This is a genomic window from Oceanobacillus sp. FSL K6-0251 (assembly GCF_038004725.1).
Lineage (GTDB): Bacteria > Bacillota > Bacilli > Bacillales > Amphibacillaceae > Oceanobacillus > Oceanobacillus oncorhynchi.
Genome location: NZ_JBBORS010000001.1, coordinates 4,319,824 through 4,335,260 on the forward strand (window position 1 = coordinate 4,319,824; position 15,437 = coordinate 4,335,260).

12 protein-coding genes are annotated in these 15,437 nt (G+C 40.6%); 3 read left to right on the forward strand and 9 right to left on the reverse strand.

The genetic code is table 11. The features are described 5' to 3' along the window. Positions 1 to 127: 127 nt before the first annotated feature. The 6 genes from MKY45_RS21100 to MKY45_RS21125 all read right to left on the reverse strand — a co-directional run bounded on the left by MKY45_RS21100 (position 128) and on the right by MKY45_RS21125 (position 6,352). On the reverse strand, positions 128 to 790 hold the full coding sequence (locus tag MKY45_RS21100) for a lysozyme family protein (RefSeq protein ID WP_256705246.1): 663 nt from the start codon (positions 788 to 790) through the stop codon (positions 128 to 130). After that, positions 780 to 1,211 (reverse strand): hypothetical protein, encoded by a 432-nt coding sequence (locus MKY45_RS21105; RefSeq protein ID WP_212928751.1) that lies wholly within the window; start codon positions 1,209 to 1,211, stop codon positions 780 to 782. The genes MKY45_RS21100 and MKY45_RS21105 overlap by 11 nt, the downstream gene beginning before the upstream one ends. A 17-nt stretch (positions 1,212 to 1,228) precedes the next feature. Beyond that, entirely contained in the window at positions 1,229 to 2,569 is a 1,341-nt protein-coding gene (locus MKY45_RS21110) for an MATE family efflux transporter (RefSeq protein WP_256705247.1), read from the reverse strand. 171 nt (positions 2,570 to 2,740) lie between these two features. Continuing rightward, the gene (locus tag MKY45_RS21115; protein ID WP_341173378.1) at positions 2,741 to 4,735 is read right to left on the reverse strand and encodes a TRAP transporter permease; all 1,995 of its coding nucleotides are present in this window, start codon (positions 4,733 to 4,735) and stop codon (positions 2,741 to 2,743) included. Continuing rightward, a complete protein-coding gene (locus tag MKY45_RS21120; RefSeq protein ID WP_256705248.1) occupies positions 4,728 to 5,270 on the reverse strand; it encodes a DUF1850 domain-containing protein in 543 nt (180 codons plus the stop codon). The genes MKY45_RS21115 and MKY45_RS21120 overlap by 8 nt, the downstream gene beginning before the upstream one ends. Positions 5,271 to 5,362: 92 nt before the next feature. Next, positions 5,363 to 6,352 (reverse strand): TAXI family TRAP transporter solute-binding subunit, encoded by a 990-nt coding sequence (locus MKY45_RS21125; RefSeq protein ID WP_256705249.1) that lies wholly within the window; start codon positions 6,350 to 6,352, stop codon positions 5,363 to 5,365. Between the two features lie 271 nt (positions 6,353 to 6,623). Between MKY45_RS21125 and MKY45_RS21130 the strand changes: the two genes are divergently transcribed. Together MKY45_RS21130 and MKY45_RS21135 are read left to right on the forward strand one after the other, a co-directional pair. Beyond that, positions 6,624 to 7,412, forward strand: a complete 789-nt coding sequence (locus MKY45_RS21130; RefSeq protein WP_042529276.1) for a serine hydrolase — start codon at positions 6,624 to 6,626, stop codon at positions 7,410 to 7,412. Positions 7,413 to 7,469: 57 nt separating this feature from the next. Then, on the forward strand, positions 7,470 to 8,732 hold the full coding sequence (locus MKY45_RS21135) for a hypothetical protein (protein WP_256705250.1): 1,263 nt from the start codon (positions 7,470 to 7,472) through the stop codon (positions 8,730 to 8,732). Positions 8,733 to 8,801: 69 nt separating this feature from the next. On the opposite strand, the gene MKY45_RS21140 is transcribed toward MKY45_RS21135, so the two are convergent. The 3 genes from MKY45_RS21140 to MKY45_RS21150 form a co-directional block, all read right to left on the reverse strand. Beyond that, positions 8,802 to 11,954: a DEAD/DEAH box helicase gene (locus MKY45_RS21140; protein ID WP_193064786.1), complete on the reverse strand. Its 3,153-nt coding sequence runs from the start codon at positions 11,952 to 11,954 to the stop codon at positions 8,802 to 8,804. A gap of 5 nt (positions 11,955 to 11,959) precedes the next feature. Further along, complete coding sequence (locus tag MKY45_RS21145; protein WP_256705251.1) at positions 11,960 to 13,153, reverse strand: MFS transporter; 1,194 nt, start codon at positions 13,151 to 13,153, stop codon at positions 11,960 to 11,962. A gap of 166 nt (positions 13,154 to 13,319) precedes the next feature. After that, positions 13,320 to 13,835, reverse strand: coding sequence for a DoxX family protein (locus tag MKY45_RS21150; RefSeq protein ID WP_042529269.1), 516 nt, complete (start codon positions 13,833 to 13,835; stop codon positions 13,320 to 13,322). Positions 13,836 to 14,509: 674 nt separating this feature from the next. Here MKY45_RS21150 and MKY45_RS21155 point away from each other — a divergent pair. Then, a complete protein-coding gene (locus tag MKY45_RS21155) occupies positions 14,510 to 15,436 on the forward strand; it encodes an ABC transporter ATP-binding protein (RefSeq protein ID WP_341173379.1) in 927 nt (308 codons plus the stop codon). Position 15,437 lies beyond the last annotated feature (1 nt).

Genomic DNA, 15,437 nt, shown 5'->3' on the forward strand with positions numbered 1-15,437 from the left:
ATCATCAGTTAATTGCTTGGAAATATGCATTGTAGAACGATTCTTTTCATGCACAAAAAAGATATGACAACACTTCTGTATGTAAAAGCTGCTCTGAATCAAGAGCATTTCACATACTGTTATCATATCAGTTTTCCAGTTCCATTTCTATTGCTTCCTTATAGGACATGACAGAAGAAACATAATAAATGTCTCCATAGCATGCATCTAGTTCTTCTGCTTCTTCTCTCCGGCAGGCATAAATGGAAGCCTCTCTTCCCGCCTCTTCATACATATACTGCGAATAAGCAATGGCAGCGTCCTCCGAATAAGGTTCTTCCGTTTCCTGTAGATAGTTAATAAAGCCGGGACCAAAATTATAAGCTTGAACTGCTAAGGCTGTGTCGCCCTCTGCTTGTTCATACACCCAGGCAAAGAAGGATACGCCCTGCTCAATCGAATGCTCTGGATCATCAATACAGCCTATTTCCCCGCACAGGCTTTCCGAGGATTGCATCGGATCGGTACCGCGTCCACCGGATTCCTGCATCATCATGGCAAGAATTGTATTGGTCTGTTCTTCAATTCCATGCTGTTCTGCATATTTTTCAACAATCGGTTTATATTCCCATATTTTCTGGTTCAAGGCTGGCAGGGGACTTGGCCCTGACTCTTCCAGTTCTGGTTCAGATTGCTCTGCAACATAATTGACTAATAAAGAAAGGGAAACTAAACCGAAGAAAAACACAAGACATATAACTATCAAATATTTCAGCAGCTCTGCCAGCTGGCGTTTTTTCCTACGTTTCATATTTTTTCTCCTTTACCCATTCACCTATCCTCAGCATCCCCCATATAGAAATACCATATACCATATGTCCGGCCAGCCAGATAAGCCATGCCTCTATACTGCCTATTTCTGGAGTCCGGTCAGATAGCATCGTTGTCGGGAAAATAAGCAGGCCAATCGCAGCATTACAATATATATAAGACATCAGCTTCTGCTCCAGATGTTTCTTTGTTAATACGCGATAGAGAATCCAGACAATAGCCACAGAAACACCCAAATGGAAGGAAAACTCTACCCAATTAGGAAAATTCATTCCGCCAATTACGGGAAAATAATCTACATTCATCAGCAGGGTGTAAACAGGAATCGCTGTCCATTGCTGCAAAGCATATAAGAAGCCGCCAAGTACAAGGCCGGATACGAAACCGACAATCCAAATCATCCATGATCCTCCCCTGTTTAAGCATCTGCGAATAGCTTCTTCTCTCTCCATTTCCCGAAACGATAATATAGAATAGCAACCGCGCTGCTTAGGATAAAGCTTGCCCCTACACCAATTGCAATGCCAATTTCACCAAACAGGCAAGAGAATAAGGCAGCCAGGGGATAACGCAGTATCCAGAAAGAAATGATATTTAATATAAGAATCGGATACATTGCGCCTGCTGCCCGGACAACACCGTTTAAGATAAAATTAATCCCTAAAAACGGATAGCATAATGCAACAATCTGAAGATATATTGTACCAAATTGGACAGAAGCTTCGTCCTGAATAAACAACCTTACCCCATATTCAGCAAAAATGGCGACGATAATACCGATAAACAGCATAATAAGAAAATTATATATCACCCCAAACTTCGCCACTTCTCTGACTCTTCCCCAGTTTTGTGCACCGATATTCTGCCCAGCCATACTGGAAATGGCAATACTTAAAGCATGTGCAGGCAGCATTAATAAACTATCCAGACGCTGTGCTGCACTATACCCTGAAACAACTGCTTCTCCATGTACAGCCACTACCCCGATAATGGCAGCTGCACCAGCAGAAATCACTGCCATCTGCAGGCTGGATGGGATGCCGATATGCAATATCAATTTAATTTCTTTCCATTTTGGCAGACTTGGAATCGTAAACGGAGCTAAATCCTTCTTCAGAATATAAAAGAATCCAATTAAAAAGGAAACACCTTGTGATGTCACTGTAGCATAGCCTGCGCCATTGATGCCCCAGTCAAATACATGAATAAATAGCGGGTCCAATACGGTATTCAGCAGGACTGCTACTGTTACAAAGTAAAGCGGTGTTTTACTGTCTCCAATGGAACGCAGTACTGTACTGATAAAGTTATAGCCAAACAGTAAAAGAATCCCCATAAAGTTAATCCGCAGATAGGCAGCGGCATCTGCTGCCATTGCTTCCGGTGTTCCCAGCATGGTCAGCAGCACCTCTGCAAAAATATACCCGGAGACGCCAAGTAATAATGCAACCGATGTCATCAGAACAACAAATGCATTCAAATAACGCTTCAGCCCCTCTTCATTCTGCTTCCCCTGCTGCTGCGACAAAATGGTCAGAGCAGCATTATTTAAACCAATAATTAATGAGAGCACCACAAATATAATGCTCCCGGAAATGGCAACTGCACCTAGGGCGTTCGCACCAAGCAAATTTCCGACCCACAAACTGTCTACAAATTGATATGAGGTTTGCAGCAGATTTGCCAAAAGAATGGGTCCGGAAAAATAAAAAAGGCTTTTGCCGATACTTCCTTTTGTAAAATCATATTTCTTAGCCATTGATTTGCACTCCTGATTTTTCTCACCTTATTCTTTGCTTTTATTATAAAGGGAAAGCATTAGAAAAACCTGTATTTGCTCTTCCACTGTAAAAATTGCTAAAATATCATCCTATAATGTAAAAAAAGAAGCTCTTATCTCAAAGAACTTCTTCCCCATTTTTTTATTTTCTTAACTTACTTGCGTTTTACTGCGCTTCGCATTTTTATCCCTCGACATAAATTGAATCACAAGCTGAATAGCAAATAATACAAAGCCTATTGTATCGGAATACCCTTCCGGATAAATCAGCATCAATCCAGTTGCAATAGCTAAAATACGCTCAAACCATTTGATTCTGCGGTACCAGTAACCAATCATTCCGGCACCAATCGCTATCATCCCTAGGATAGCCGTGAAAAAGGCAAATATAATCTCGAACACGTTCGCATCTATCATAAGGAGTGTCGGATTCAAAACAAACATATACGGAATTATAAATGCTGCGATAGCCAACCTTGCTGCATTTGCTCCGGTACGTATCGGTTCTCCCCCAGAAATCCCGGTTGCCGCGAAGGCAGCTAATGCTACCGGCGGAGTAATATCTGCCACAATTCCAAAATAGAATACAAACATATGTGCAGCCAGAAGCGGAATTGCTACATCCAGATTGTCATTTAGTGCTACAATTGCCGGCAGAGCAATTGTAGACGTGATAATATAGTTGGCGGTTGTCGGTGAGCCCATGCCGATAATAATCGATGTAATCATGGTAAATACCAATGTCAGCATCAATTGAATTTCCGGTGTAGAAGCAATCGTACCAGCAATCGATACTAAACTGTTTCCAAGCTTTAGGCCTAAGCCTGTTCTTGTCACTACCCCTACAATAATACCAGCACATGCTGTTGCAGCAGCAACACCTAATGCTGTTCTGGCCCCTTGTTCCAAGGCAACAATAAATTTAGCCGGTGTAATTCTCGTATCTTTTCGGAACAAGCTGACAATAATCGTCGTTAAAATCCCATAAATAGCTGCTCTCTCAACGCTCACACCGATAAATAAGAAATAGACAATGGCTAAAATCGGCAGCAGCAGATGAATCTTTTTTAAAACGGAGAGTTTACTTGGAATCTCTTCATCCGGGAGACCTGTTAAGCCTGTCCGTTTCGCTTCAAAATGTGTCATGATCCAAATCCCTGCAAAGTATAAAGCTGCGGGAATAACTGCTGCTTTCGCGATATTCCAATAGCTTTCTCCTGCAAATTCAATCATTAAAAAGGCGGCTGCTCCCATAATCGGCGGCATAATTTGACCGCCTGTAGAGGAGGCTGCTTCTACCGCTCCGGCAAAATTCTTCCGATATCCCAGCTTTTTCATCATAGGAATCGTATACGAGCCTGTTGTTACTGTATTTGCAACAGAGCTCCCCGAGATAGTTCCATTTAATGCACTTGAAAAAATAGCTACTTTTGCAGGCCCGCCTACTCTTTTACCGGCGATGGATATAGCTAAATCATTAAAATAATTTCCTACCCCTGTCTGTACTAAAAAAGCGCCAAATAAAAGGAATAAGAATATATATGTAGACGATACCTGCAATGGAGTTCCTAAAATTCCTTCTGTCGTAAAGAACATCGATTGAATCAACTGCTCCAGCGACAGACCGGCATGCGCAAACATTCCCGGTATATTTGGACCGAGTAGTGCATAGCTAAGAAACAATAGTGCAATAATTGTAATCGGCAGACCTACTGCACGTCTGGCTGCTTCCAACACAAGCAGGATTCCAAACCCGCCCACAACCATTTGCATGACAGAAATGCCGCCAAACTGCTGAACTAATGTATCATAATACACCGGCCAATAGCCGCAGACAAGAATGGATAACAGCATTAAAATATAATCATACCAAGGGATTTTATCCTTTCTCATTCCACGGGCAGCCGGGAATAATAAGAAAATAAGTGAAAGTGCAAATCCTAAGTGAATGGTTCGTTGAATATAAGCAGTCAGCTGACCAAAAATTCCGGTATATAATTGAAATACAGAAAAGGCAATTAACCCAAGAAAGATAACGTGATATATCTTACCCTTTACATTTCTGGTCTTTGCTTCTGCATCATATTTCTCCAACAACTCCTGCTGTTCTTTTTCTGAAAGCTGATCCTTCTCTTTTTCACTCACTGATTTTCTCTCCTTTCCAATAATCAAGCAATGTTATTTCATCTATTTTTACTCTATACCAATCTCCCGGCACAAAGTAGTCATTAAAAGGAACTTCACAACACTCCTTGATATCCTGATGATCTGCCCAAACCAGCCGATGATTCGAAACAACTTCTCCATTCCGGATATTTAACGATTCAAATCGATGTTCCATATTTTTTATATGGTATTTTCCATCCTCATAAACAAATTCTTCGCCCTCACCCGCATTATTGGGCATACCAATACCAAACTCTTCATAAATTATTTCATATTGCTCGATCATCAAATCCTCTGTCACCCTGTATTTCTCCACCACATCTGTTAAATGGATCGAGTGAGTGAACGTAATCGAGAAATGGTCATTCTCTTTTAAAGGTAAAAAAGCCGTCAATTCTCCGGATTCGCCGTCGTTAAAAACTAACGCTGTCTGAATCGGATAATTCACGCCAAGTCCAATTCCTCCTCCAATCAAAAGAAATAAAAGAAGGAATTTTACCCACTTTCTCCGCATTTTAGCATCACCTAATTTTACAAGCTGTGCTTAAAAAAAGCCGGCAGCCTATCCCTGCATTCTCTGGGGTGGAGCCGGCTTATTCTATTTATTTATTCAATACCCTCTTCGTCAAAGTACCTCTGTGCACCTGGATGCACTTCAATATCAATTCCGTCTAACGCAGTATCCAGTGTGATGAAGGATGCTTTGTCATGCGCCATCCCTTCTGCATTTTCATAGATTGCTTTGGTCATCTCATAAACAAGGTCTTCAGATAAAGAACTGTTTACAGCCAATGCCGCTAATACAGCAACTGTTTCTACATCTTCACTTAGACTATAAGTACCTTCTTCAATCGTATCTGCAGCATAGTAAGGATACGCTTCCGTAAGCTCATCGATTTTATCCTGAGCAATCGGGACAATAGCCACATCTACAGAAGCAGCCAACCCTTCTACCGCACCGGTAGGCGTTCCTGAAGTGATAAACGCAGCATCAATATTGCCATCCTGGATTCCTCCGGTAGATTCACCAAAGTCCAGGTTTTGAGCATCAATATCATCGATTGTCATATCGTGTACTTCCAGGATTTGTTCGGCATTGATAAATGTACCTGATCCAGGAGCACCAACAGAAACGGTTTTTCCTGCCAGGTCTTCTACCGATTCAATTCCAGAACCCTCTGTTGTAACGATTTGAACCGTCTCCGGGTATAAAGAACCCATTGCCTGTACATTTTCGACAGGCTCATCAAAAGCATTAATTCCTTCCTCAGCATGTGCTACTACATCTGTTTGTACAAAAGCAATTTCTACATCGCCATTCTCTATGGACAGAACATTTTCTGCTGAAGCATTAGAGGAAATCGCATCCGCTGTTACATCTGTATTACTTGAAATAATGGTTGCCATTTCTCCTCCAAGCGGGTAGTATGTTCCACTTGTTCCGCCGGTAGCAATCTGAATCATTTCCGGATCTGTACCCGGATCTCCAGCTTCCTCGCCGCCATCGTCTGCATTGCCGTCGTCACCGCCGCAGGCTGCTAATAATAACAATAATGCAAAAATAAGTGCCAGTGGGCTTAACCAATTCTTTTTCATCTAAAAGTCCCCCTTTTACAAAAAAGTATCGTACTTGTAATAAGTTTACAATATTAGTAACACAAACGTCAAATTATTCTCAAAACAGGAAACGATTACATAAATAATATTAAAAATATTCATCACTTTAAACATTCCTTTTACTGTATGCTTTATAGCGCCAAAACATGCTGTATATTCTTTTTTTAAGCGATTTTCAAGTATTTCTTGACTACTTTTTGAATATTCCATAATATTAATGTAACCCACTTTCCAACGAGGTGATAAAACATTGTCATTAAAAATGTTAAAGCATGCTATTTATTCCATAAAACCTTTACCGCCAGTAAAAATATGCTATTTAATCCAATCCGGAGAAAATGAAATTGCTTTTAATGAAAACAAGCCGCTGCGTTCCGCCAGTATTATTAAACTGTTTATCCTTGCCGCTGCCTATTATGAAGAAGAAAAAGAAAATATTGATTTATCTAAACAGGTGCATCTCTCCCCCTCCGATATGGTTGGCGGTGCGGGAGTTATTCCTTATTTATCAGATAAGCAGAACTATACCTATCAGCAGCTCCTTGAATTAATGATCATTGTCTCTGATAATACCGCAACAAATGCATTGATTGATTTCATCGGTTTAGATACTATCCATGCATTTATTCAACAAATAGGCGGAAAGCACACGAAATTAGAGCGAAAACTGATGGATGAAGAAGCCATAAAGCTCGGATTGGAGAATCGGACGAGCTGCTATGATGTCATGCTTCTGCTGGATTTATTGACAGAGCCAAATAACATACTGCCGAAACATCGTCAGGAGCAAATGCTGACTATCTTGGAAAATCAGCAGTTCAACAGCAAACTGACTGCTTTTTCTGCCTATGATTCCTCCATCAAGACATTTCATAAAACCGGGGAACTGACCGGGGCAGAGCATGATGCGGCTATTTTTCAAACAGCTGATAAACAGCTCAAAGCAGTTATGCTGACAGAGGGATGGACGAACAATGGAGAGGGACAGCAATTTCATCAGAGAGCAGGAGCACATATCTATCATTATTTGAAAGGTTAAGCAGCCATGCCTCTTCTTTTCTATAAAAAATACAGGTATCTGTAAGGGGGGAAACAAATGAATATAACACTAGGGGTTTTAGGAGAAAAAACAATCGTTCAAAGAGTACAGGAAATCGCAGAACAATTTCCATCTATCGACGTCCTCCCTTTTGTATTGTCTGAATCATGCAATGCTGCAGTTCGAGCAGAGGGAGCCATGATGTGTGACGCACTTCTTTTCACTGATTACAGTGCCTACAGTGAAGCTTTAAAACAAAAGCGTCAGCAAATCATGCTTTATATCGCTTACGATGAATATAGTATTTTGTCATCTATCTTACGTATCGGACAACTTTCTAAGAAAAAATGCATATCCATCGATTATCCGGAAGATATCAAGCACATTGATTTCAAGGATGATATCGCCATGACAGAATATGATTTTATTTCAGCCAGCTATACCAAGCAGAGTTATTTCAATGTGCAAATGCTGATTGATTTCCATAAGGATTTATTTTTGCAGAAAAAAATAGATTTAATTCTGACCTCGAGAAGAGATGTCTATAATGGGCTTTTCCAAGAAGCGTTACCTGTTCATTATATTCCAATACCTGATAAACGTATTTACCAGGCATTGGAAAAAGTAGTACGAACACTGGAGGTACAGAAGCATTCAACCGGCCTTGTAGTAACAGGTATTTTATTTTTAAAAGAAAGCCTCCCTATCCATATGCATCATCAAATACATACAGAAGTCAGAAAATATGTCAGTACATTTTGTCAAAAGTATGAGGCTATACTTTTACCGAATAAAGATAATCACTATTTTATCATCGGTACAAGCAAGCTGATTAAAGTGATTAAAGAAAACTATCGCGACTTTCCCTTTATCGAGGAGGTAGAAAAGCTTGCCGGCTGTTTTATTGGACTGGCATTTGGACTGGGATTGAATCCTCTTTCTTCTCAAAAAAATGCGTTTATGGCCCTGGAAGCCTGCCGGAGTGATCGGCATAGCCTCAGTTATCTGGTTAATGAATGTCAGGAAATCATTGGTCCTATCGGCCAGCGGAAACATATCGACACCAATAAATTATTTCATGAGCTTGTTCATCAAGCCCGCCTGAACAATGAATTATCTTATCTTTTTATTCAATTTATTGTTGAACGCAATAATGAACCATTCTCATCAAACGATATTGCAATGTTTTATCAGGTCAGCAAGCGCAGTGCCGAACGGACTGTGAAAAAATTGCTGTCCGGAGAGATTATTAAAATTTCCGGCAAGGAAAGTCCCTATTCGAAGGGAAGACCCAGAAAGCTGTTCAGTTTAAATCAATAATGCCAAACAAAAAAGACGGAGCATGGCCGTCTTTTTTGTTATTTAGAAAGGAATATTCTACATTGATGTCTACAAACTTAAAAGTTCTTTAATATCATCCTCGCTTAGAGAAGAAAGCATCGTTTCTCCAGGCTGGATGACCTGATCAATTAATTCTCTTTTCTTTTGCTGCAGCTCATAAATTTTTTCTTCAATCGTGCCTTCTGTCACCAGACGGATAACCTGCACCACATTCTTCTGTCCGAATCGATGCGCTCTCCCAGTCGCTTGGTCTTCTACGGCCGGGTTCCACCATAAATCATATAAAATAACCGTATCCGCACCAGTCAAATTCAGACCAGTCCCTCCTGCCTTCAGGGAAATAAGGAATATTCCTTTTTCTCCCTGATTAAATCGTTCGCTCATTTCGACACGATTTTTAGAAGGTGTTTCGCCACTCAGATAAAAGTAGTCATGCCCTGCTGCCTCTAACCGTTCGCGAATAATGTCTAACATGCTGGTAAATTGGGAAAAGATAAGCAGTCTTTTTCCATTATTAATTGCTGTTTCCACTGTTTCCATCAGCTGTTCCAGCTTGCCGGATCTTCCTTCATAATTTTCGACGAACATGGAAGGATGACAGCAGATCTGGCGCAGTCTCGTTAATCCAGCTAAAATCTTCATTCTATTTTGCTGGAAAGAATCCTCCTGCATGGACACCGCGGCTTCCTGCTGCAGCTTCCTTAAATAACCGACATATAAATCCTTTTGATCATTTGTTAATTCGGAAATATGAACGGATTCGATTTTTTCCGGAAGCTCTTTGAGCACATCCCGCTTCAAACGCCGTAAAATAAATGGTTTTGTAATGGCAGCCACTTTGCTGGAATCAAGCTGCCTAAACGTCTTCTGGTCAGGCATTAATCCAGGCAGGACTACCTGGAAAATGGACCACAGCTCTTCAATTGAATTTTCAATTGGTGTGCCGCTTAACGCAAACCGCCGTGTCGCATGAAGTGTACGGATGGCTTTTGAAGTTTTCGTCTGGTAGTTCTTAATATACTGCGCTTCATCCAGCAATAATGTTTGGAACGTAATCTCCTGATAATAGTCAATATCCTGACGCAAGGTTGCATAAGAAGTAATCCAGACATCCGTCTCTGCGGCGCTTTCCATTCGCTTATGCCTCTCCGCCGGCTGCCCGGTCAAAATAACCGAGGTTAAGTGCGGAGCAAACTTCTCCAGCTCACTTTTCCAGTTATATACTACAGAAGATGGAACTACAATCAAATGCGGGCCGACAGGATTCCCTTTGGATTCAGACGTAATATAGGCGATACTCTGCAAGGTCTTTCCCAGCCCCATGTCATCTGCCAGAATTCCGCCGAGCTGATACTGGCTAAGGGATTTAAACCATTGATAACCAACCTTCTGATAGGTTCGCAAGGATGCCTGCAGGTTTTCAGGCAGTTCATAAACCTGTTCCTCCGGCGACTTCAAATGGCTTAACAATTCTCTGAAATTCGAATCATACTGTTTTTTTGTATCGAGCAGCTCATCCAGTTGGGCTCCGCGATATACCGGCATCTGTACCTGACCGTCCTGAACGGCATCCTTATCCATTCCCAATCCGTCAAAAAACCGCTGAATGGAAGCAAATTCTTCCGTATCCAAATCCAGCATTTGACCGGAATTCAAACGAAAATAGCGCTTCTTTTCAATCACTGCCTGAAGAACTCGATTAATTTCATTATCATCTACTCCATCAATGGAAAAACCTATTTCTAATAAATTATTTTGCCCCTCCATGCGGACACTCGTGCTCGGCTGCGGATCATAATCAAAGAACAGTCTTTTAAAATCGCTTGACAGAAACAGTTCTACATCCTTATCTAAGGAAGGTAAAATCTTATATAAGAAATAATAGAGGTCTTCTTCATCCACAGACATATAAAGTTCTCTGCCATTATATTTGAAGTTTGCTTCTTCGATATGCTGCATAATCAGACTTTCTTTATCCACGTCCCGGATCAGCATCACATCCGAATCTTTTTTTCCTTGAAATGGATCAATCACATGTGTGCCATAATGATATTCCAGACGGCCAACAATTAAATCCTCCCGCAATTCCAAGTAGCATCTTGCTTTTAACGGCTCCTTGATGACCTCATCTGCAATACGTTCATCTAATTGAACCTGGCCGACTGTCTCCAGCGCCGGCATAATTTCAGAGAGAAAGGTATCTGTCTGTTCAACAGGAACATCAAAGTAAATATTCTCTAAACGAAACATTTCCAATTCCTTCAAAACAGGGACTTGCTCTCGTTTAGGAAAATAGAAAGCACCATCTAAAAATAATACATCATAGTTAGGAAAGAATGTCATTTCATTTCCCTGCTGCAGATTAAGCGAGATATGCTGGTCGTTTTTCATAACGTCAAATTGAAAAGGCAGTTCCCCATCAACGATTTGCACCTCTTTATATTCTTCCCGCTCCGTTTTCACAGCCGCTTCCCGTTCCATTAATTTATATAATAAATTTTTTGCAAGCACCGGCGGAATCAGAAGATACCTTTCACTGCTTCTTTTCCCTGCATAATTATAGGAATCATACAGGTCAGCACTCTTGCTTGCCTGATACAGCAGCTCAAAAATCTCTTGATCTGCTTCTTCCACGACATGCTTCCCTGCTTGAAATGTAAACTTTTTAGAGAAATAATGATCTCTTTTTCTAAAATAATTTTCTAAGAAGTCCGCTGCATTCTTTACCACATAGCGGTGCTTCTCACCAATTTTCAATTCTACCTGCAAGTGCCTCAAATAAGACCAGCTTACAATATACTCTACCTTTACCGGGTGCTGATAAGAAGTGTTTTCTGTGACACTTCTCGTTCCCCGAATAGCTTCCATAAAACGATTTAAACGATAGTGATTTACTTTTGGCTTCACATCACTGTTTTCATAGCTTTGAACCGCTAATAAAGCGGCTACGATGTGCTTGCAATAGCCGTACACCTCAAATGCAGGACAATCGCAATGCATGTCGATGGAACCCTGCTGCAAATCATTGGTATTCACTTCTACAAAGTAATCCTCTGTACCCTGGACTGTTGCCGACCAAGTCAACTGATTCGGATTATACATTAAATCCTTTACTTTATTGGTTCTAAAGTAATTCAGACCACGACGGTAAAAATTATCAGGAAACGCATTTTTTATATTGATATCTTTAATTTGTTTCAAATCTGTTAACCCACCTTTATGTTGTCAGATGATTTCCCAAGGGCAGTAAATACATAAATCAGGATGGAAATAACGATAGAGCCTGCTGCTGTTAAATAGATAGATGTATAGTTAAGCATTGCTGCAATCTGCCCGAACAAAATTGCCCCGACGCCGACTCCGAGATCAAAACAGGAAAAGAAGGTCGCATTTGCCATTCCTTTCCGGTCAGCTGGCGCCTGATTGACCGCCCATGCCTGCAGGGCAGGCTGAACTGCCCCAAATCCCAGCCCAAATAAAGCTGCTGCTGTCAATAAAACAGTTATGTTGGGCAGCCAGGCTAAGAGAAGCATAGACAGGAATATAAGCGAAACTGCCGGCAGAAAAATCATTTTATGACCTTTTCTATCGTATAGTCTGCCCGAAAACAGCCGCGAAACCATAATAAATACTGCGAAAATAAAGAAATAGATTTGAATCCCCTCTACGCCTCTTTCCTGCGCATGCAGAGGCAGAAATGTCGCTATTCCGCCAAATGCAAAGGTAATAAAAAATAGCAGAATTGATGGCTGCAGTGCGCTTTTTTCCAGTACGTCAAAGCGCGCAACCTTTGTTTGATGAGCCGGATCAACTTTTTTATAGCGGATGCGCATGGCAAAAAGAAACGCCACTACACCGCAAAATGCACATAGTAAAAAAAGCTGCTGATAGGAGATAAGCACAACCAGTGTCAGGCCTAAACTTGGCCCGAAAGACAACGCAATATTTCCGGATAAACCAAAATAGCCCATTCCTTCCCCTCTCCGCTTTGGCGGGATCAAATCGGTTGCTATTGTTCCTCCGGCTGTTGTTGAAAATCCCCAGCCGATACCTTGAATAATTCGTATTATAATTAAAATTAAAATGCTCGCTGTAAACGCAAATGCTCCTACAGAGAGAACAAAAATCCCTAATCCGATTAAGTAAACAAACCCTCTCCCCTTATTTTCGAGCGCATGCCCGGCATAGGGACGTATCAGGAGGGCAGAAAACGTAAAAATACCTACAATAATACCTACCATTTGGTCGCTTCCGCCAAGATCCTTCACAAATAGCGGTATGGTAGGGATAGTCATTTGAAAACCTAAGAAAATAAAAAAGTTCGCTATCCAAATATATAAAAAATCCCGCGAAAAAATCTTATCATACTGCGGGACGTTTTGCGCTTGAACCGACGACATAAACATCCTTCTCTCATTTTGTCATTCCTAAGCTATTATACAGGAGTTTCTCAGCAAATAACATGAAAAGAATTTAGAGGAGGTTCTTCCTTCTCATAAAAAATACAGGAGAGCGGGGGTTATCCCGCTCTCCTGTATTTTTTATATTTTTATTTAATCCACTGCTTTAAGCTGCATTGGTTTCAGGTTGTTTTCCTTTTCTTACGCGTTGATTCCAGGTTTCTTTAAGATAAGGCATTACCCAGCGGTCCAGACCATATCTTCCAGCATTTGCACCAGCGATAGCAATGAAGATTCCTAAGATAGCCATTTGCGGGTTTGTAGAGAACGTTCCGCTTAGCAAGAAAGAGAAGTTCATTACAACGCCCATAAGTGCAGCAAGGTTTGTAAAAATACCTAAGATTAGTCCAAGTCCAACCAGTACTTCTCCCCACATAACGAATACAGAAAATAGTCCAGCGTTCGGAATTGCTACCGTTTCAAGAAACGTTGCCCACCAGCCCTGTACAGCCGGATTTTCTCCAGTTGTTTGTGCAATAGCACCTTGCAAATAACCACCTGCATCAAATTCACCGCCTACAATTTTGCCCCAGCCAGAGGTCAGCCATCTAAATCCAAGATAAAGTCGAATAATCACCCAAAGCCCCGCAACGTACTTGTTTGTTCTTAAAAAGTTCATCATGTCAATCTCTCCCTTTATTTAATAAAATAATTTGTTTTTAACTTGTTCAGTATTTCACATTTATTTAAAGAGGATATCCTTTAGTACACTTTTATAATATCATGCAGATACGCATCCGTAAATACTAATTTGTGATTTTATTCACATTTTATCCCAAATATGAATAAATGATGAAGGTAAATTATGGATAATCTGTATTTGTGTGAACACGGATATTTATAGCTCTTTTCTTTTACTTTTCAAACTGAAACACACTCCTCATGAATTTTAAATATGTACATTTCCCTACACCCTTTCATAGTAAATTAAAAATACCGCATATTAATGGGCTAACACCAAAATCTATGATTGGAAAATATACTTAAATGTGATAAAAACAACTAGCTAGCGACGGTTTTGACAGGATGAGTAATCGCAGAGGTCGCACTAACCTGGCAACATTGCCGCAATTACTCATTCCATCGAAAAGATTTGTACGTCGGAAAGCGGAGTGGTTGGTTGCAGGAGCTATGCACAATCATCAATTCCAAAAAGGCAGGAGGATGACGGACAATTCTCCGTAATAAATTACCAGTAATAATTAATTTTTTGAAACCATTCAAACAGTGTTTCCGTACAATAAAATAAGAAGAATTTTCCGTTTTTATAATGGGATGAACGAGGAGTTGTTTTATATGAAAACCTTATTAACCGTTCAGAACCTTAAGAAATCTTTTAAGGATAAAGAAGCTCTAAAGGGAATTTCCTTTGAAGTATACCGCGGTGAAATCATGGCTATATTGGGGCCAAACGGGGCAGGTAAATCTACCACAATTCGTAATATTATGGGTATCATGTATCCGGACAGCGGGGAAGTTCACTTCCATCAGCAGTCGGGAGAAGCCATCCCAAAATCTAAAATTGGTTATCTCCCTGAAGAAAGAGGCCTCTATAAAGATGTCAAGGTGATGGATATTCTCTTATATCTTGCTGATTTAAAGAACTATCCTTTAGATAAAGCAAAAGAACGCATCTTAACCTATTTAAAGAAATTTGATTTAGAAGGCAAGGAAAATACATCTGTAGAAGAGCTCTCTAAAGGAATGAGCCAAAAAGTACAATTTATCGGTTCTATCCTCCATGAACCAGAGCTGCTCATTCTGGATGAACCTTTTTCTGGTCTCGATCCAGTCAGCCAAGAGATTTTCAAAGATGAAATCGCTTCTTTAGCCGCGAATGGAACGGCCATTCTGCTTTCTTCACACCAAATGAATCTTGTGGAGCAGATGTGTGACCGGCTTTTTATGATACAGCATGGTCAGAAAGTAATTTACGGCACATTGGATGATGTGAAAAAACAATATGCCAATTTCAAGTGCATTTTGCATGGGGAGAATTCGCCCGCTCTGCTGGAAAAAATTCCTGAAGTCGATCGGATCGAATACAACGGCAGCCGTTCGATTCTCCATCTGCAAAAAGGGGTCATCCCTCATTATTGGCTAAAGCAATTACCTGCAGAATTAGATGTACAAGAGCTACATATTAACCGTATTTCTCTGCACGAAATTTTTATTGATATTGCTACAGATAAGCATCTTATCTCTCAGGAAGGAGGTGCCTGAA

Coding starts and splice junctions, on each gene's coding strand:
- MKY45_RS21125 (WP_256705249.1), bottom strand. CDS start 6,352: ATGAAAAAGAATTGGTTAAGCCCACTGGCACTTATTTTTGCATTATTG.
- MKY45_RS21110 (WP_256705247.1), bottom strand. CDS start 2,569: ATGGCTAAGAAATATGATTTTACAAAAGGAAGTATCGGCAAAAGCCTT.
- MKY45_RS21120 (WP_256705248.1), bottom strand. CDS start 5,270: ATGCGGAGAAAGTGGGTAAAATTCCTTCTTTTATTTCTTTTGATTGGA.
- MKY45_RS21135 (WP_256705250.1), top strand. CDS start 7,470: ATGAATATAACACTAGGGGTTTTAGGAGAAAAAACAATCGTTCAAAGA.
- MKY45_RS21155 (WP_341173379.1), top strand. CDS start 14,510: ATGAAAACCTTATTAACCGTTCAGAACCTTAAGAAATCTTTTAAGGAT.
- MKY45_RS21105 (WP_212928751.1), bottom strand. CDS start 1,211: ATGATTTGGATTGTCGGTTTCGTATCCGGCCTTGTACTTGGCGGCTTC.
- MKY45_RS21100 (WP_256705246.1), bottom strand. CDS start 790: ATGAAACGTAGGAAAAAACGCCAGCTGGCAGAGCTGCTGAAATATTTG.
- MKY45_RS21150 (WP_042529269.1), bottom strand. CDS start 13,835: ATGATGAACTTTTTAAGAACAAACAAGTACGTTGCGGGGCTTTGGGTG.
- MKY45_RS21145 (WP_256705251.1), bottom strand. CDS start 13,153: ATGTCGTCGGTTCAAGCGCAAAACGTCCCGCAGTATGATAAGATTTTT.